Annotated in this window: 18 protein-coding genes; 4 read left to right on the top strand and 14 right to left on the bottom strand. The window is 70.9% G+C overall.

Annotated features, from left to right (window positions below; all coding sequences use genetic code 11):
• Positions 1–10: 10 nt before the first annotated feature.
• The 7 genes from ACFQE5_RS07130 to ACFQE5_RS07100 form a co-directional block, all read right to left on the bottom strand.
• Entirely contained in the window at positions 11–853 is an 843-nt protein-coding gene (locus ACFQE5_RS07130; protein WP_379584015.1) for a carbohydrate ABC transporter permease, read from the bottom strand.
• A gap of 2 nt (positions 854–855) precedes the next feature.
• Positions 856–1806 carry a carbohydrate ABC transporter permease gene (locus ACFQE5_RS07125; RefSeq protein ID WP_379584014.1) on the bottom strand — a complete coding sequence of 317 codons (951 nt, stop codon included), beginning with the start codon at positions 1804–1806 and terminating at the stop codon, positions 856–858.
• The gene (locus ACFQE5_RS07120; protein ID WP_379584013.1) at positions 1803–3104 is read right to left on the bottom strand and encodes an ABC transporter substrate-binding protein; all 1302 of its coding nucleotides are present in this window, start codon (positions 3102–3104) and stop codon (positions 1803–1805) included. The genes ACFQE5_RS07125 and ACFQE5_RS07120 overlap by 4 nt, the downstream gene beginning before the upstream one ends.
• Positions 3105–3353: 249 nt before the next feature.
• Positions 3354–3875, bottom strand: a complete 522-nt coding sequence (locus ACFQE5_RS07115) for a general stress protein (protein WP_379584012.1) — start codon at positions 3873–3875, stop codon at positions 3354–3356.
• A 185-nt stretch (positions 3876–4060) separates the two neighbouring features.
• Entirely contained in the window at positions 4061–5269 is a 1209-nt protein-coding gene (locus ACFQE5_RS07110) for an acyl-CoA dehydrogenase family protein (RefSeq protein ID WP_379584011.1), read from the bottom strand.
• Positions 5270–5388: 119 nt separating this feature from the next.
• The gene (locus tag ACFQE5_RS07105) at positions 5389–6348 is read right to left on the bottom strand and encodes an HpcH/HpaI aldolase/citrate lyase family protein (RefSeq protein WP_379584010.1); all 960 of its coding nucleotides are present in this window, start codon (positions 6346–6348) and stop codon (positions 5389–5391) included.
• A gap of 123 nt (positions 6349–6471) precedes the next feature.
• Complete coding sequence (locus tag ACFQE5_RS07100; RefSeq protein ID WP_379584009.1) at positions 6472–7347, bottom strand: PhzF family phenazine biosynthesis protein; 876 nt, start codon at positions 7345–7347, stop codon at positions 6472–6474.
• 60 nt (positions 7348–7407) lie between these two features.
• Between ACFQE5_RS07100 and ACFQE5_RS07095 the strand changes: the two genes are divergently transcribed.
• Positions 7408–8736 (top strand): magnesium transporter MgtE N-terminal domain-containing protein, encoded by a 1329-nt coding sequence (locus tag ACFQE5_RS07095; protein ID WP_379584008.1) that lies wholly within the window; start codon positions 7408–7410, stop codon positions 8734–8736.
• On the top strand, positions 8729–9283 hold the full coding sequence (locus ACFQE5_RS07090; protein ID WP_379584007.1) for a DUF1003 domain-containing protein: 555 nt from the start codon (positions 8729–8731) through the stop codon (positions 9281–9283). Before ACFQE5_RS07095 ends, ACFQE5_RS07090 begins: the two co-directional genes overlap by 8 nt.
• Here ACFQE5_RS07090 and ACFQE5_RS07085 read toward each other — a convergent pair.
• Positions 9261–9755, bottom strand: a complete 495-nt coding sequence (locus ACFQE5_RS07085; RefSeq protein ID WP_379584006.1) for a MarR family winged helix-turn-helix transcriptional regulator — start codon at positions 9753–9755, stop codon at positions 9261–9263. The genes ACFQE5_RS07090 and ACFQE5_RS07085 overlap by 23 nt on opposite strands.
• Before the next feature lie 113 nt (positions 9756–9868).
• On the opposite strand from ACFQE5_RS07085, the gene ACFQE5_RS07080 reads away from it, so the two are divergent.
• Complete coding sequence (locus ACFQE5_RS07080; protein WP_379584005.1) at positions 9869–11023, top strand: Mrp/NBP35 family ATP-binding protein; 1155 nt, start codon at positions 9869–9871, stop codon at positions 11021–11023.
• A gap of 33 nt (positions 11024–11056) precedes the next feature.
• On the opposite strand, the gene tatB is transcribed toward ACFQE5_RS07080, so the two are convergent.
• The 5 genes from tatB to glgC form a co-directional block, all read right to left on the bottom strand.
• On the bottom strand, positions 11057–11491 hold the full coding sequence (gene tatB, locus ACFQE5_RS07075; RefSeq protein WP_379584004.1) for a Sec-independent protein translocase protein TatB: 435 nt from the start codon (positions 11489–11491) through the stop codon (positions 11057–11059).
• Between the two features lie 70 nt (positions 11492–11561).
• Positions 11562–13100, bottom strand: a complete 1539-nt coding sequence (locus ACFQE5_RS07070; protein WP_379584003.1) for a S1C family serine protease — start codon at positions 13098–13100, stop codon at positions 11562–11564.
• Between the two features lie 74 nt (positions 13101–13174).
• The gene (locus ACFQE5_RS07065; protein ID WP_379584002.1) at positions 13175–13855 is read right to left on the bottom strand and encodes a hypothetical protein; all 681 of its coding nucleotides are present in this window, start codon (positions 13853–13855) and stop codon (positions 13175–13177) included.
• Positions 13852–14517 (bottom strand): RNA polymerase sigma factor SigE, encoded by a 666-nt coding sequence (gene sigE, locus ACFQE5_RS07060; RefSeq protein ID WP_379584001.1) that lies wholly within the window; start codon positions 14515–14517, stop codon positions 13852–13854. Before sigE ends, ACFQE5_RS07065 begins: the two co-directional genes overlap by 4 nt.
• Positions 14518–14731: 214 nt before the next feature.
• Positions 14732–15988 carry a glucose-1-phosphate adenylyltransferase gene (gene glgC / locus ACFQE5_RS07055; RefSeq protein ID WP_379584000.1) on the bottom strand — a complete coding sequence of 419 codons (1257 nt, stop codon included), beginning with the start codon at positions 15986–15988 and terminating at the stop codon, positions 14732–14734.
• Positions 15989–16131: 143 nt separating this feature from the next.
• Between glgC and glgA the strand changes: the two genes are divergently transcribed.
• Entirely contained in the window at positions 16132–17313 is a 1182-nt protein-coding gene (gene glgA / locus ACFQE5_RS07050) for a glycogen synthase (protein WP_379583999.1), read from the top strand.
• Here glgA and ACFQE5_RS07045 read toward each other — a convergent pair.
• Complete coding sequence (locus tag ACFQE5_RS07045) at positions 17301–17861, bottom strand: CGNR zinc finger domain-containing protein (protein ID WP_379583998.1); 561 nt, start codon at positions 17859–17861, stop codon at positions 17301–17303. The two genes, glgA and ACFQE5_RS07045, sit on opposite strands and share 13 nt — an antisense overlap.
• Between the last annotated feature and the right edge of the window lie 30 nt (positions 17862–17891).

Raw genomic sequence — 17891 nt, 5'->3', positions numbered from 1 at the left:
TCGGTACCTTTCAACCCTTCACTGCGCCGGAGGTCAAGCCGGCGACGATCCGGCGCTGGAAGAACAGCACGAAGACGATGATCGGGATGGTGAGCAGGACCGCGGCCGCCGCGATCGAACCGGTCGGCTCGGCGAACTGCGACGCCCCGGTGAAGTTCGCGATCGCCACCGGCGCAGTCTGCGAGGCACTGGTCGAGGTGAGCGAGATCGCGAACAGGAAGTCGTTCCAGCAGAAGATGAACACCAGGATGGCCGTGGTGAACACCCCGGGTGCGGCCAGCGGCACGATCACCGATCGGAACGCCTGCAGCGGGGTGGCTCCGTCCATCTTCGCGGCCTTCTCCAACTCCCACGGGATCTCCCGGAAGAACGCGGAGAGGGTGTAGATCGCCAACGGCAGCGCGAACGTGATGTACGGGATGATCAGCCCGGTCCAGGTGTCGAAGATCCCGAGTCCGCGCTCGATGTCGAACAGCGGAGACACCAGCGAGATCTGCGGGAACATCGCGATCAGCAGCGAGACCCCGACCAGGAGCTTCTTGCCGGGGAACTGCAGCCGAGCGATGGCGTAGGCCGCCATCGTCCCGATCACCACGGCGAACACGGTGGAGATCAACGCGATCCCGATGGAGTTGCGCAGCGCCGCGGTGAACAGACCGATCTGGAAGATCTCGGCGTAGTTCTGCACCGTCCAGCTGCGCGGGATGAAGTTGCCGTCAGTGATCGTGTCCGCGGTCTTGAACGACAGCGACAGGATCCACAGCACCGGGATCAGCGCGTAGAGCAGGACCAGCAGGTCCGCGACGGCCCACCAGCCCTTGCGGCCGGTGCCCGCGCTCGTCGCGACGGCCATTCTCAGCGCCTCCCCTCGACCTCGGCACCGGGCGCGGAGGCCCCGAACGCCTTGATGAACAGCACTGCGATCAGGGCGACCGCGATGAAGATCAGCACGCTGATCGCCGATCCGATGCCGAGGTTGAACGCCTTGAACAGGTTGTCGTAACCGAGCATCGACACCGAACCCGTGCCGTTGGAGCCCTGGGTGAGGATGTAGATGTTGTCGAACACCCGGAAGGCGTCCAGGGTGCGGAACAGCAGCGCGACGAGGATCGCCGGCTTCATCATCGGCAGGATGATCTTCGTCAGCCGCTGCCACGGCCCGGCGCCATCCACCTGCGCGGCCTTGAGCAGGTCGTCGGGCACGAGTGCGAGGCCGGCCATGAGCAGCAGCGCCATGAACGGCGTGGTCTTCCAGACCTCGGCCAGGATGATGATCGCGATGGCCGAGACCTGATCGGTCAACGGGGCGGTCCCGCCGGGCAGCAGCGCCGCCAGGTAGCCCTTGTCGGGGGTCCAGGCGAACTGCCAGCTGAACGCGGCGACGACGGTGACGATGCCGTACGGGATCAGCACGACCGTCCGGGTCAGTCCGCGGCCGACCAGGGTGCGGTGCATGACCAGGGCGAGCGCGAGGCCGAGCACGAACTCGATCGCCACCGAGATCACCGTGATGATCATGGTGACGAGAAACGCCTGCCACCAGTAGCTCGAGGTCAGCACGGCCACGTAGTTGGACACCCCGGCGAACGTCCGGTCGGCCGGGAAGCGCAGGTCGTAGCGCTGCAATGACAGCCAGACCGCGTAGATGATCGGATATGCGGTGACCGCGAGCATGATCAGTGCCGCGGGGGCGCAGAGCAGCCAGCCGAGCCTGCGTTCGGCCTTCACGCCCTCCGACACCGCCGCCCGGCGCGGCGGACGCCCGAGGGTCGGCGGCGCGGTCGTCGTGGGAGTCGCCGTGCTCATGGGACCAGCCCCTCCGATCTCGTGGCCTGGCCGATCTGGTCGGCCAGGATGGGGACCGCGGTGTCCGGGTTGATCTGCGCGGGTGGGTTGAGCAGGTCGGAGATGACGATCGAGATGCTCTGGTACGCCGGGGTCTTCGGCCGGACGCTGGCGTTGTCGAGCGACGACTTGATCGCCTCCCACGCCGGGTACTCCGCCTGGAAGGCCGGGTCGGAGTAGAGCGCCTCCAGGGTCGGCGGAACGCCGCCCTCGACGGCGTTGCGCAACTGGTTGTCGCGGTTGCGCAGGCACTGGATGGCCTCGAACGCCAGATCCGGGTGCAGCGATGTCGTGCTGACCCCCAGGTTCAGCCCGCCGATCGTGACGCTGGCCGGTTTGCCCGGCTCCACCGACGGGTACGGCGCCCAGGCGAACTCGTCGATCACCCGCCGTCCGGTGTCGGTGCCGGTTGGGCGGCCCTGCTCGTCGATGAAGGTGCCACCACCCCCGCCGTCCGGCGGCGGGGTGTGGATCGAGGCGTAGACGAACGGGTAGTTGACCTGGAACGCGGCGGTGCCCGCCTCCATGGCCAGCCGTCCGTCGTTCTCCTTGGCCACCGAGATCGACGGGTCCGCCCCCGGCGCGGCCGCCACCCGCTGCATGATCGACAAGGCCTGCTCCGCGGCGTCGCCCTTGTCGACGAGCACGTCGCCGTTCTCCGCCACGATCTGGCCGCCCGCGCTGGTCAGCAGGGTGTTGAACCACACGGTCAGGCCCTCGTACTGAGCACCCTGAACCTCGATGTAGGAGGGCAGCCCGCGCGCGGCCAGATCGGTCGACGCCTTGATCATCTCGTCCCAGGTCGCGGGTGGGGTGGGCGAGAGGTCCTTGCGGTACCAGAGGATCTGGGTGTTGGTGTTGAGCGGGGCGGCCCACAGGGCGCCCTGGTAGGTGCCGGTCTCGTAGGCCGCCTTCAGCGTGCCGTCCCGGACCTTGGCGGCCTGATCCGCGGGAAACTCCTTGATCCACCCAGCCTCGGCGAACTCGGCGGTCCAGGTGACGTCGATGGCCACGATGTCCACCGCCGAGTCGCCTGCGACCAGCCGACGTGCCAGCTGCAGGCGCTGGTCGTCCGCGCTCTTGGGCAGGGTCTGCTGCACGATCGAGTAGCGGCCGCCGGCGGCGGCGGAACAGTCCTCGGCCGCGGCGGCGTACTGCGTGGCGCCGTCGGCCGGGGTGTAGAAGTTCAGTACCGGCGGACCGCTCGCCTCCGCGGCGCAGCCGGCAAGCATCGCCGCGGCCAGCAGGGCGCTGCTCACGACCGCGGCCGACCTGCGACCCCGGCGGCGTCCCCCTTGATCCGGCGGCCTACTCATCCCGTCCCCCTCCGCCCCGCCCACTGGCCCGAGTGGGCGTCCCCCAGTCGTGTGGTCGACCGGTGATGGAAATCACGACATGTGCAGTCAGGCCGAACCTAGGACGGGTTGCCTGGACTCGCAATCGGGCGCCACGGGGCTGAGATCGATCCGAGACCTTCGCCGGTCACGGCGAGGGGCCGAGCCCTGGGATCAGGTTCCGGGATTGGGTCCCATCGCCAGCTTGGCGAGCAGCTCGCGGGCCTTCTCGGCGTTGCGCGGCTGGCAGAGCACGTCGTAGCGGCCGGCGACCATCTGGCTGGCCGAGGTGAAATCGCGGCGACCGCGGCTCGCGCCGTAACCGACGGCGGCGAAGACCAGACCGAAAACCAGACCGCTGGCCAGCCCGACCAGAATCGGGCCCAGCGGACCGGAGGAGGTGGCGAACAGGCCGAGCAGCAGGCCGACGAACAGGCCGAACCAGGCGCCGGACGCGGCGCCGGACAGCAGGACCCGCCCCCAGCTCAGCCGGCCGATGACGCGCTCGACGAGCATCAGGTCGACGCCGACGATCGTGACGTCGCGCACCGGGAAGTCACTGTCGGCCAAATGGTCGACCGCCCGCTGCGCCTCCGCATAGGTGGCGTAGGAGCCGACCGGCCACCCGGTCGGCGGAGTGGGAAGGTTGGGCAGCCCGGGCGCGGTTCGCGCGGGGCCCCCGAACGGGGTGGTCACGGCCGTCTCCTTGGTATCGGAACACCTGGACATCAGGCGCCCACATCATGCCAACGGATGCAGATCCGTCGCAGTGCCCATCGCAACCATCGCGAGAGGGACGAACGACACTCGACCGAAATCACCAGGTCACCAGTGGCTGTGAGTGGATAACAGTGTTAGAACACTGTTATCCACTCACAGGGTCAGGTGCGCTGCTTGTACTCCCGCAGCAGGCCTCGGCTGATGATCGTCTTCTGGATCTCCGAGGTTCCCTCCCCGATCAGCAGGAACGGCGCCTCGCGCATCAACCGCTCGATCTCGTACTCCTTGGAGTAGCCGTAGCCGCCGTGGATGCGGAAGGCCTCCTGGGTGACCTCCGCGCAGTACTCGCTGGCGAGCAGCTTGGCCATCCCGGCCTCGACGTCGTTGCGGTTGCCCGAGTCCTTCAGCCGCGCGGCGTTGACCATCATCAGGTGCGCGGCCTCGACCTTGGTGGCCATCTCGGCGAGCTTGAACGCGATGGCCTGGTGCTCGGCGATCGGCTTGCCGAACGTGCTGCGCTGCTGGGCGTACTCGACGGCCAGCTCGAACGCCCGGATCGAGATGCCGCAGGCGCGAGCGGCGACGTTCACGCGGCCGACCTCGACACCGTCCATCATCTGGGCGAAGCCGGCACCACGCTTGCCGCCCAGGATCTGCGCGGCCGGCACCCGGTGACCCTTGAACACCATCTCGGTGGTGTCCACGCCCTTGTAGCCCATCTTGTCGATCTTGCCGGGCACGATCAGCCCCGGCGCGACCTCGCCGTAGCCGGTGGGCTTGTCCACCAGGAACGTGGTGAGGTTCTGATACGGCTTGGGCGCCCCCTCCTCGGTGCGGACCAGCACCGCGGTGAGGTTGGAGGTGCCGCCGTTGGTCAGCCACATCTTGGCGCCATCGATCACGTAGTCCGCGTCGGCCCCGGCGCCGTCCTGCACGGCCTTCGTCTTGATCGCGGCGACGTCGGAGCCGAGATCGGGCTCGGACATGGAGAACGAGCCGCGGACCTCACCCGTGGCCATCTTCGGCAGGTAGCGCTGCTTCTGTTCGGGCGTACCGTGCTGGTTGATCATGTACGCCACGATGAAGTGGGTGTTGATCACGCCGGAGACGCTCATCCAGCCGCGCGCGATCTGCTCCACCACCAGTGCGTAGGTGAGCAGCGACTCACCGAGCCCGCCGTACTCCTCCGGGATGGTGAGGCCGAACAGCCCCATCTCCTTCATCCCGTCGACGATGTCCTGGGGATAGGTGTCGGCATGCTCCAGCGCGGTGGCGTGCGGGAGGATCTCCTTGTCCACGAACGTGCGGACGGTGGACAGGATCTCCTGCTGGATCTCGGTCAGACCGGCGGTCTGGGCGAGCCGGGCCATGGGGGGTTCCTCTCGGTGACGGTTGCCTGCGGAACGGATCGCTGCGCCCCGATCGCTACGGTACGGCGGTTTCGGTCCTGCTCGAACGACCGTTCCGTAGCGTTCGCAGCGAATCGGGCTCACTCCGCGGGCGGGGTCCAGCGGTCGGTGCGCTGCATGCCGGCGGCCCGGCCCTTGCCCGCGATGACCAGGGCCATCTTGCGGCTGGCTTCGTCGATCATCTCGTCGCCCAGCATCGCCGCGCCCCGCGCGCCACCCGCCGCCGAGGTGAAGTACTCGTAGGCGTCGAGGATGTTCTCGGCGTGGTCGTAGTCGGCCTGGGCCGGGGAGAACGTCTCGTTGGCGGCATCGATCTGGCCGGGGTGCAGCACCCACTTGCCGTCGAACCCGAGCGCGGCGGAGCGGCCTGCCACCCTGCGGAACCCGTCGACGTCCTTGATCTGCAGGTACGGGCCGTCAATGGCCTGCTTGTCGTGGGCCCGCGCGGCCATCAGGATGCTCATCAGGATGTGGTGGTAGGCGTCGCCCACGTCGTAGCCGGGCGGCTGCTCACCCACGACCAGCGACTTCATGTTGATGCTCGCCATGAAGTCGGCCGGACCGAAGATGATCGTCTCGACCCGCGGGGAGGCCGTGGCGATCGCGTTGACGTTGATCAGGCCCAGCGCGTTCTCGATCTGCGCCTCGATGCCGATGCGGCCGACCTCGTAGCCCATCGTCTTCTCGATCTGGGTCAGCAGCATGTCCAGCGCGACGATCTGCTCCGCCGTCTGGACCTTCGGCAGCATGATCGCGTCGAGGTTGGCTCCGGCGCCCTCGACGACCTCGGTGACGTCGCGGTAGGTCCACTCGGTGGTCCAGTCGTTCACTCGGACGACCCGGATCTTCTCGCCCCAGCCGCCCTCGTTGAGGGCGGCCACGATCGTCTTGCGCGCATCGGGCTTGGCCAGCGGGGCGCAGGCGTCCTCCAGGTCGAGGAAGACCTGGTCGGCGGGCAGGGTGCGGGCCTTGTCGATGAACTTCTGGCTCGATCCCGGCACTGCGAGGCAGGAACGGCGGGCGCGGTTGGGCGTGCTCACGGGCATACTCCTCGTCGAGGTCGGCACAGGGTTCCCAGCATGCTGGCACGTTTGGGCCGACGTGACCTCACAGGGTGATTGGTTTCTCACCCAGCCGAGGTGAGACCGGGTTACCGAGCAGTACTACCCCTGCGGCACCGCCACCAGCTCACCCCGGGACACCGCGGCCACACCGCCACCGACCCAGGTTTCGGTCGCACGGCCCCCACCGGCGCGCACCCGCACGTGCAACGTCGAGGGCCGGCCGATCTCGGCCCCCTGGGCGATGGTGAAGCCCGCCTCGCCGTCGGGCCCGAGCAACCCGCGGTCGACGAGGAACACCGCGAGCGCGACCGCCGCCGAGCCCGTCGCGGGATCCTCCGGCACCCCCGAGCCGGGCGCGAACATCCGCAGGTGGATGCGCTCGCACGCCGCGTCGGCGTGGAAGACGACCAGCCCCGTCACCCCCTCGGTCTGCGCGCGCACCGCGGCGTCGTCGCAGACCGCCCTGGCCACCGCGTCCTGACGCACCGGGAGGAAGACGAACGGCACCCCGGCCGCGGCGATGCCCGCGGCCGCCGCGCCGTCGACATCGTCGGGCCCCAGCCCGACCGCGGCCGCGAGCAGCCCGGCATCGGCGTCGTCGCCGACCTCCGGCAGGCCGCCGCGGACATGCGCCCCGACGGCGTCGACACGGGCAGGAAGCAGGCCCGCGCCGCACTCCTGCACGACCTCACCGGACTCGATCACCCCGTCCCGGGCCAGTACCCACGCCGCACCCACGCTCGGATGCCCGGCGAAGGGCAGCTCGACCGTCGGAGTGAAGATCCGCACCCGATAGTCGGCCCCGGCCTGGGTCGGGCGCAGCAGAAAGACGGTCTCGGACAGTCCGAACTCGGCGGCGATCGCCTGCATGGCCGCGGCGTCCAGCTCGTCGGCCCCGTGGACGACGGCCAGCGGGTTGCCGGCGTACGGCCGGTCGGTGAACACGTCGACGACATCGAATCGAAGGTTCCGCACAGAGTGGACCCTAGAGTGACGTGCACGGACGCGTGCCCCCGGCGGTTCTAGTCTGTGCCCATGAGCGCGGCGCAGGTCTACGTGGCACGCATGGTGGGCCTCGCCGTCATCAGTCCTGGCGGCGAGCGGATCGGCAAGGTCCGCGACGTCGTGATCTCGCTACGGGTCGATCCGAGCCCGCCGCGGGCGCTCGGGCTGGTCGTCGAGCTCGTCACCCGGCGGCGGATCTTCGTGCCGATGCTGCGGGTCACCACCATCGACGCCGAGGCGGTCAGGCTGGCCACCGGATCGGTCAGCCTCCGAGGGTTTCGCCAGCGTCCGAACGAGGCGCTCCTCGTCGGTCAGGTCATCGACGCCCGCGTGCACCTGGCCGACTCCGGCGAGGAGGTCGTCGTCGTCGACGCGGCGATCGAGCCGACCCGCTCCCGCGACTGGGTCGTCGGACGGCTCGCGGTGCGCCCCCGGCGGACCCGCCTGGCCCGGCGCGGCGCGGTCAGCATCGTGCCGTGGCGGGCCGTGCAGGGGCTGACCCTGTCCGACCGGCAAGGCACCGAGGGACTGCTCGCGGTGTTCGAGACGATGCGGGCGGCCGACGTCGCCGCCGCGCTGTCCGAGCTGCCGATCAAGCGCCAGCACGAGGTCGTCGACGCCCTCGACGACGAACGGCTGGCCGATGTGTTCGAGGAGCTGTCGGAGTCCGACCAGCGGCTGATGCTGGGGCACCTCGACGCCGAGCGCGCCGCTGACGTGCTCGGCGCGATGGCCCCCGACGACGCGGCGGACCTCCTCGGCGAGCTGCCCGACGACGAGTCCGACCGGCTGCTGGCCCTGATGGAACCCGAGGAGTCCGCACCGGTCCGCAGGCTGATGCGGTACTCGGCCGATACCGCGGGCGGCCTGATGACCCCCGAGCCGGTCATCCTGCGCCCCGACGCCACGGTCGCCGAGGCGCTCGCGCATATCCGCAACCCGGACATCCCGCCGGCGCTGGCGAGCATGGTGTTCGTCTGCCGACCTCCGACCGAGACGCCGACCGGACCCTACCTCGGCTGCGTGCACTCTCAGCGGCTGCTGCGGGAGGCGCCGTTCGAGCTGGTCGCGGGGCTGGTGGACAACGAGCTCGCGCTCTCGCCGGATGCGACGCTGCCCCAGGTCACCCGCTACTTCGCGGCGTACAACCTCGTCGCGGGCCCGGTCGTCGACGCCGGGGAACATCTGCTCGGCGCGGTCACCGTCGACGACGTGCTCGATCATCTCCTGCCCTGGGGCTGGCGGGACGAGCTGGCCGAGCCGATCGGCGGCGTCGTCGGGAACCCCGGCACGGGACGCCCCGACGGCCACCGCAACGGTGTCGTGAACGAACCCACGGGAGGTCGCGACCATGCCTGAGCTGCGCGCTCGCCGCAGGCTCGACCAGCCGCGCCCGGCCAGGCGGCGACTCGACATGGATCCCGAGGAGTTCGCGCGGTTCTCCGAACGGCTGGCCCGCTTCCTCGGCACCGGCCGCTACCTGGCGATCCAGACCGTGATCGTCGTGGTCTGGATCGCGCTGAACCTGTTCGCCCTGTCCCTGCAGTGGGATCCCTACCCGTTCATCCTGCTCAACCTGGCGTTCTCCACCCAGGCCGCGTACGCGGCGCCGCTGATCCTGCTGGCGCAGAACCGGCAGGACGACCGGGACCGGGTCTCGCTGGACGAGGATCGCAGGCGCGCCGAACGCACCAAGGCGGATACCGAGTATCTGGCCCGCGAGTTGGCCGCGCTGCGGCTCGCGATCGGCGAGGTGGCAACGCGCGACTACCTGCGCGGAGAGCTGGACCGGCTCGTCGAGCGGATCGATGCCGCACGGAACGACGGGTCCGAGCGGGCCATGGCCCGCGCCGAGCGGGGCCTTGGCGACGCTCCGATCGATGTCAGTCGACCAGCCTGCGACTGATCCGTTCCAGCGCGGCCATCTCGTCAGCGCCCAGCCGGTCGACGAAATGCGTCACCACACCGGCGAGATGGGTCCGAGCGGCGATGCGCAGCCGGCTCAGGCCGGACTCGGTGAGGGTGGCCGCGACGCCGCGGCCGTCCCCTTCCACCGCGCTGCGCCGGACCATCCCGGCCCGCTCGAGCCGGTCCACGATCCGGGTCACCCCGGACCGCGACAGCAGCACGGCCGCAGCCAGCTCGGTCATCCGCAGCGTGCGCTGCGGCGCCTCGGCGAGCTGCACCAGCACGTCATAGGAGGCCAGGGACAACCGCTGTTCCGCCACCAATTCCGTCTCCAAGGCCCGGGTGATCGTGGCGTGAGCCCGCAAGAAAGCGCGCCATGAGGCGAGGTGCTCTCGGCTCGGCACGCGCCGCCGTCCCCCCGGAACCGCCGCCGGGCGTTGCCCCGCGGCGGCGTCGGCGATGTCTGTCACGACGAGAAATGCTACGGCGGACGGATCCGGCGGACACGCACGTAGCATGGACGACGAGTCGCGGCCGGTGGCCGCTCGTAGCGACGTCATAGGAAGGTCCAGCGGAGAACCTGATGTCCGTCATCGGAAATGCACATTCCGACTCCGTCGCGCAGGCTGTTCGGGCCGCCCTGGCGAAGGTCGATGACCCCGAGATCCACAAGCCGATCACCGAGCTCGGCATGGTCAAGGACGTCACGGTCTCCCCGGACGGTATCGCGCACGTCGGGGTGTATCTCACGGTCGCGGGCTGCCCCATGCGCGACACCATCACGTCCCGGGTCACCGCGGCGGTCTCCACCGTCCCCGGCGTCCGGGCCGTGGAGGTCGACCTCGACGTGATGAGCGACGAGCAGCGCACCGCGTTGCGGCGCAGCCTGCGCGGGGATGTCGAGGAGCCGGTCATCCCGTTCGCCCAGCCTGGCTCACTGACCCGGGTCTACTGCGTGGCCTCCGGCAAGGGTGGAGTGGGCAAGTCCTCGGTCACGGTCAACCTCGCCGCGGCGATGGCCGCCCGCGGGCTGCACGTCGGCGTGGTCGACGCCGACATCTACGGTCATTCGGTGCCTCGGATGCTGGGGACCGCGGCACGCCCGACCAAGGTCGAGAACATGATCATGCCGCCGCAGGCGCACGGTGTGAAGGTCATCTCGATCGGCATGTTCGTCGAGGGCAACACGCCGGTGGTGTGGCGGGGCCCGATGCTGCACCGGGCGCTGCAGCAGTTCCTGGCCGATGTCTACTGGGGCGACCTGGACGTGCTGCTGCTGGATCTGCCCCCGGGCACCGGGGACATCGCGATCTCCACCGCCCAGCTGATCCCGAACGCCGAGCTGCTGGTGGTCACCACCCCGCAGCAGGCTGCGGCCGAGGTGGCCGAGCGGGCGGGCGCGATCGCCCTGCAGACCCGCCAGCGACTGGCCGGGGTGGTGGAGAACATGTCCTGGATGGAACTGCCCGACGGCACCCGGATGGAGGTCTTCGGCGTGGGCGGCGGCCAGACCGTGGCCGACTCGTTGAGCCGAGCGCTGGGTGCCCCGGTGCCGCTGCTGGGGCAGATCCCGCTGGAGCCGCGGCTGCGCGAATGCGGCGATGCCGGCACCCCGATCGTGCTGGCCGAGCCGGAGTCGGCCTCCGGCGCGGCGCTGCGTGCGGTGGCCCAGACACTCAGCACCCGCTCACGCGGGCTGGTCGGCCGGTCGCTGAACATCGCACCCGTTCGCCACTGACGCCCGGGCGGGCGAGGCGTGGTCCGCGGAGCCTCAGGTGGCGTCGGGGTCGATCGGCGGGCGTTCGCCGGGGGAGAGCTGGGGTGCGGCCGGTCCCGTCACCCGTGGACCTGGCACCGTGCCGTTGCCGGACGAGCCGTTGCCGGACGAGCCGTTGCCGGACGAGCCGCCCACATCTGAGCCGTTCGGCCTCGGCGCCGGCCCCTCCTCGAACAGGGTGCGACGCACGGCGGTGCGCGGGTTGAAGTCGCGCAGCCCGCGCAGGTCCTCCAAGGGCTTGCGCAGCTCGTCGAACTCCGGGCCGAACTCATGGCGCAGCTGGTCGCGCGCCCCGGTGGCGTACTCGCGCACCTGACGGATCGCCTTGCCCAGCCAGGCGGCGGCGGCCGGGAGCCGTTCCGGGCCGAGGACGAACAACCCGACCACGATCAGGACCAGGATCTCCGCCCAACCGACGCTGTCGAACACGGCGTCAGCTTACCTGCGCCCCAGCTCAGCACGGACGTGCGCACCGCGCCGGGGCTCGGTCGACCGAGGCTCAGTCGGAGGTGAGCACGGCCGTGACCGTGAGCGGCCTGCCACCCCGGATCAGCTCGATCGGCACGCTCTGCCCGGGTTGGTGCTCCCGGACGGCGACCACGAGGTCATCCGCCCCGGCGATCGCACGTTCGCCCACCTTGACGATCACATCACCCTCGTTGATCCCCGCCGCCGCGGCGGCACCGCCCTGCACCACGTTCTGCACCTGCGCGCCGTCCGTGGCGCCGTCGGTGACGGACTTTGCGTTCACCCCCAACTCGGCGTGCGTGACCGTGCCGACGCGGATGAGCTGCTCGGCGATCCGCCGGGCTTCGTCGATCGGGATCGCGAAACCGAGCCCGATCGAACCGCCCTCGCCCTGGCCGAGGCTGCGGATCGCGGTGTTGATCCCGACGACCGCGCCGGTCGAGTCGACGAGTGGGCCGCCCGAGTTGCCCGGGTTGATCGCGGCATCGGTCTGGATGGCGTCAATGACGGCGTCGCCGGCGTTACCCTCGCCGTCGAGCCGGACCGGGCGCTCGATCGCGCTGACGATACCGCTGGTCACCGTGCCGGCCAGGCCGAGCGGAGAGCCCACAGCCAGGACCGCGTCGCCGACCGCGAGTCCGGCCGAGGAGCCGATCTGCGCGACCGTCGGGTTCGCGACCCCGACCTTGACCACGGCCAGGTCCGTCTTCGGGTCACGCCCGACGATCGGGGCGGGCGCCCGGCTGCCGTCGCTGAAGACGGCCTCGACGGTGGCGCCCTGGACCTGCGCGGCCGGCGCGACGACGTGGTTGTTGGTGAGCACATAGCCGGCCGGGTCGATGACGACACCGGACCCCGTGCCGCCCTGGTCACCGACCCGGATCTCCAGCGAGACCACGGCCGGGACCACCTTGGCCGCGATATCGGCGACCGAGCCGGGAGGTCGTTCCTTGGCCGGGGCGGCCGCGGCGATCGTCGCGTCGGGCGCGGTGAGCCTCGCCGCCCCGCCCGCGGTCAGCCTGCCCACCAGACCGCCCGCGACACCGATGAGCAGCGCCACGAACGCCAGCAGGGCCAGCGCGCGCGGATGCACCCGCCGGCCGAAGAGCACCTCCCGGACGCTCAGTCGCGCGCCCGGACCGGACGGGGCCGGCGCCGGCTCGGGCCCATCCACGGGTGGCGGGCCGAGCACCGCCCCGCTGTCCGGGTCACGCCACGGGTCCTTCTCGACCGGGGCCGCGGGATCCGCCCAGAACGCCGGGGGCGGCTGGGCCGGGTCCTGGCCGGGATGCGGCGGCCGTTGCAACGCCGCGGCGTCCCCGTCGGGGCGGCCGAACGCGCTGGCCAGCGCGGCGGGCGGGGGCCCAGGTCGCAGCGGGCCGGGCGCCGCCGAGCCGTTGCCGCGCGGCCACTGCGCGAACCCGCCGTCGACCCCCGCGGGCCTGCCGAAGACCGACGCCTCCCCCGCGTCGACGGGTGGGCGCACCAGTGGGCGCGGACCCAGCCGCGGGGGCGCGGGCCGCTCCGGCGTGGGCTCGCCGTTCGTCGTGCCTTCGTGCTGGTCGCTCATCGCTCCTGGCTGCGGGTCGGGTCCGAGAGTCCCAGCTTGCCGCACCGGGGGTGAAGTCTGCGTAGCCGCCGACGTCAGCGCAGGTACGCGACGGAGAAGGCGGGGGCCATCAGATCGACGCGCCGGGCCAGGTTCGTCAGCTGAGGTGACTCACCCGAGGCCGGAGCCGCCGGGTTCGTATTCGGTCCGAACCGGGTGTCCAGGACCGCCGGGACGGTGCCGCCGAGGACGGGTCCACCGAGCACACCGCGGTCGACCGGTGGGGTGCCGGCCACGGAGTCGACCGACGCCGATGGTGCGCTGAAGACCAGCGCACCGAGGGCGAGGCCGGTGACGGCGACCCCGGCACCCGCCCGCATCCGGCGCCGCCCGGACGCCGGCCGAGGCACCGTCTCGCCGAGCGGGAACACCTCGGCCGGAGGGTGGCGAAGCGCGGTGACGAGCTGGCCGTCGGGGGACACCGCGAGACCGGCGGGTGGCTCGGGCAGGTCGACGTCCTGCGGAATCGCCCGCAGGCTCGACAGCAGGGAGGACGGCATGCTCGGCGTCGCGGCCGACCGCAGCGCCGACCGCACCTGAACCTGGGCCACGACCTCCTCGGCGCATTCGGTGCAGTGGTCGAGGTGCTGGGTCGCGCGGGCGTGCGCGCCGGCGGCGAGCTCGTCATCGACGAACGCGACGATCGCATCGAGGGTGAGATGCCCTTCCCCCCAGCTGGGGGTACTCACCGAGAAGCGCCGGCGCGCATGCGTCATCCTGCGACCTCCCCAGCCAGAGCCATGTCGCCACGACGGGTATCGGAGGGTGCCACCTCGGCCCGGAGCCGCTCGAGCGCGTTGCGCAGCGCCGCCCGGCCGCGGTGGATCCTGCTTCGCACAGTACCGAGCTTCACGCCGAGAGTCGCACCGATCTCCTCGTACGAGAGGCCTTCGACGTCACACAGCACCACGGCCGCGCGAAACTCCGGCGCCAGCTCGTCGAGCGCTGCCTGGAGCGCAGGGTCGAGATGGGTCTCGGAGAAGACGACCTCGGGCTCCGGTCCCTGGCCGGGGATGCGGTCCGAGTCGTCCGGGAGGGCCTCCATCCGGACCCGGGATCGCCGCCGCACCATGTCCAGGAACAGGTTCGTGGTGATGCGGTGCAGCCAGCCCTCGAAGGTGCCGGGCTGGTAGGAGGACAGCGAGCGGAAGACCCTGATGAAGGTCTCCTGGGTGAGGTCCTCGGCGTCGTGCGGGTTGCCGGTCAACCGGTAGGCGAGACGGTAGACCCGGTCACCGTGCTCACGGACGATCTCGTCCCAGCTCGGCGGCCTCCAGTCCGCCGCCTCCCCGGGAACCGCGACGGATGCCGCAGCTTCCGCCGGCCCGGCGGTCGCCGGCCCGGCACCGAACGTCGCGGTGGCTGGGCGAGCGGTCATGTGCGGTGCGCACCTCCTGGGGCGGGTCGTACCTGTCGGAAACGCCCGGCGTGAGCACCGTGTTCCCCGCTCCCCCCGGCGGCAACGGCCGACGACCCCGGCCGCGCACGTACAAGGTTCCCCCGCGGCCGTGAACGATACGTGAAAAAAGTCTGAGAAATACCTGTGAACGTGGGGGTTGGGGTTCGTGAGGGCACCGGGCCGCACGCGGACCTTACAGCGCGATGGCACCTTTGCCCAGCACCACGACGCCGCCCGGGCTGACCGTGTAGCGGGCACGGTCCAGCGCCAGGTCGACGCCCACGAGCGTCCCCGCCGGGACGACCACGTTCTTGTCCAGGATCGCTCCCCGTACGACCGCGCCGCTGCCGATCCGGGTGCCCGGCAGGACCACCGAGTCGGATACCTCAGCGCCCGCGTCGATCCGGACGTTCGGGCTGATCACCGACCGGCGCACGATCGCCCCGGAGATGATCGTGCCCGCGCCCACGATCGAGTCCTGCGCGATACCGCCCTCGACGAACTTGGCGGGCGGCAGCGGCGCCATCGACGTGCGGATGGGCCAGCGATCGTTGTACAGGTTGAAGATCGGGTGGATCGAGACCAGATCGGTGTGCGCGTCGTAGTAGGCGTCGATGGTCCCGACGTCGCGCCAGTATCCCGCGTCCCGTTCGGTGGCTCCCGGGACGACGTTGTCGGCGAAGTCGTAGACCGCCGCCTCCTGCTGCCGCACCAGCCGCGGAATGATGTCGCCGCCCATGTCGTGGTCGGAGTCGCCGTCCTCGGCGTCGGCGCGCAGGCCGTCGAGCAGCACCTCGGTGGTGAAGACGTAGTTGCCCATGGAGGCGAACGTCACGTCCGGATCGTCGGGCACCGCGGGTGGGTCGGACGGCTTCTCGAGGAAGTCGACGATGCGTCCGTCGGGGTCGGAGTTGATGCAGCCGAACGCCTTCGCCTCCACCCGCGGCACCCGGATCCCCGCGACGGTGACCCCGGCCCCGCTCGCGACGTGGTGGGCGATCATCTGCGCCGGGTCCATCCGGTACACGTGGTCGGCGCCGAACACCGCGATGTAGTCGGGTTGTTCGTCGTAGACGAGGTTGAGGCTCTGGAAGATCGCGTCGGCGCTGCCGGTGTACCAGCGGCGACCGAGCCGCTGCTGGGCGGGCACCGTGGTGATGTACTGCCCGAGCACGCTCGACAGCCGCCACGTCGTGGAGATGTGCCGGTCCAGCGAGTGCGACTTGTACTGGGTGAGCACGCAGATCCGGTGCAACCCGCCGTTCACCAGGTTCGACAGCACGAAGTCGATCAGCCGGTAGTTGCCGCCGAAGGGGACCGCGGGCTTGGCCCGGTCGGCGGTCAGCGGCCACAGCCGCTTGCCCTCGCCACCGGCGAGGACGATGCCCAGCACGCTCGCCTGCGGCCTGCCCGGCGTCGCGAAGGGCCGGCCCGCGATCATCGGCGCCATCCGAACATCGTTGCTCCCCCGGACCGATGGTCCGGCAGGCCTCGCGCGGTCACGGACACGACCCTAGTGTTCCCCGGTGCGGCCGGGCCATACCGAGCAAGCCAGGGTCGCTGCGCGTGCCCGGGGAGGAATAGCGTCAGCGCGTGCACATCGGCCTGCTCACCCGTGAATACCCGCCCCAGGTCTACGGCGGCGCCGGGGTACACGTCGGGCATCTGGTGCCGGCGCTGCGCGCCCTGGGTCCGCACATCCGGGTCGAGGTGCACTGCTTCGGCGATCCGCCGGCGGGGGCCGCGCACACCCGCGGGCATCGGCCGCCCGATTTCCTGGCCGGCGCCAACCCCGCGCTGCAGACCCTCGGCGTGGACCTGTCGATCGTCGCCGCGCTGGACGCGAACAGCGCCGGCACCCTCGACGTCGTCCACTCGCACACCTGGTACGCGAACCTGGCCGGGCATCTGGCCAAGATGCTGCACGACGTCCCACATGTGGTCACCGCCCATTCGCTCGAGCCGCGGCGGCCGTGGAAGGCCGAGCAGCTCGGCGGCGGCTATCGGCTGTCCTCGTGGGCCGAGCGGACCGCCTACGAACACGCCGACGCGGTGATCGCGGTCAGCGAGGGCATGCGGGCCGACGTCCTCGAGTGCTACCCGGCGATCGATCCGGCTCGGGTGCACGTCGTGCACAACGGCATCGACGTCGAACACTTCCGTCCCGTTCCGGGCCGGGGCGCCGTCGTCGCCGCGGGCATCGACCCGGACCGACCGATCGTCGTCTTCCTCGGGCGGATCACCCGGCAGAAGGGTCTCGGCCATCTGATCGAGGCGGCGCACGCGATCGACCGGGGCGCGCAGATCGTGTTGTGCGCGGGCGCACCGGACACGCCGGAGATCGCGGAGGAGACCGAGAAGGCCGTCGCCGAGCTGTCCGCGGCGCGTCCGGGGGTGGTCTGGTTGCGCCGGATGCTGCAGACCGGTGAGGTCCGCGAGCTGCTCTCGGCCGCCAGCGTCTTCGTCTGCCCTTCGGTCTACGAGCCGCTGGGCATCGTCAACCTCGAGGCGATGGCGTGCGGCACCGCTGTGGTCGCCTCCGACGTCGGTGGGATTCCCGAGGTCGTCGCCGACGGGGAGACCGGGACCCTGGTGCGGTTCGACGAACATGCCGTCGAGGAGTTCCGCGCCGGGCTCGCCGACGCGGTCAATGCGCTGCTCGGCGACCCGGCGCGGGCCGCGGCGATGGGCGCGGCCGGCCGGGAGCGCGCGCAGCGCGAGTTCTCCTGGACGCGTGCTGCGCAGCGGACGGCGGAGATCTACTACTCGCTCTGAGCGAGCCTGCGCAGCCTTTCCCGTGCCCGGTGGGCCGCGACGGCCGAGCGGTTGGCGCAGGCCGGTGAGCAATAGCGGCGGGCGGCGTTGCGCGAGGTGTCGGCGTAGACCCTGCTGCACCCCTCGGCCGCGCACACACCGTGCCGGTCCGCCCCGTACTCCGAGACGAGCATCGCGAGCGCGAACGCCGTGGTGGAGCGCACCCGGTCGACGAGCGAGGCCTTCGGCGGGGTGTAGTGCAGGTGCCAGTCCTGTCCGTCGTGTCTGGACAGATGTGGTCCGATCACGACATCGGCGAGCAACGCGTTGACGGCCTGCGCGGTGGCGTCGAGATCTCCGGCCTCGAACACGGTGCGCAGCCGCAACGCCCAGCCCCGCAGCGCCGGCTCGACCGAGGCGGACGCGTGTCCGGCCAGGTAGCGATGCTCGACGAGGACATCCCGCAGCCTCGGCTGCGGTTCCACGGGACCGGCCGGGCCGCTCGCCATCGCGTTCACCAGAGCCACGGCGGCGCCGAGTGCATCACTTCGGTAACCGATGAAATCCATTCGTCTATATCACCTGCTAGCCTTGATGTA

The sequence above is a fragment of the Pseudonocardia hispaniensis genome (genome assembly GCF_042658695.1).
Taxonomy (GTDB): Bacteria; Actinomycetota; Actinomycetes; order Mycobacteriales; family Pseudonocardiaceae; genus Pseudonocardia; species Pseudonocardia hispaniensis.
Note: the sequence above shows the minus strand (reverse complement) of the source record. Positions and strands in the feature narration are given on the sequence as shown.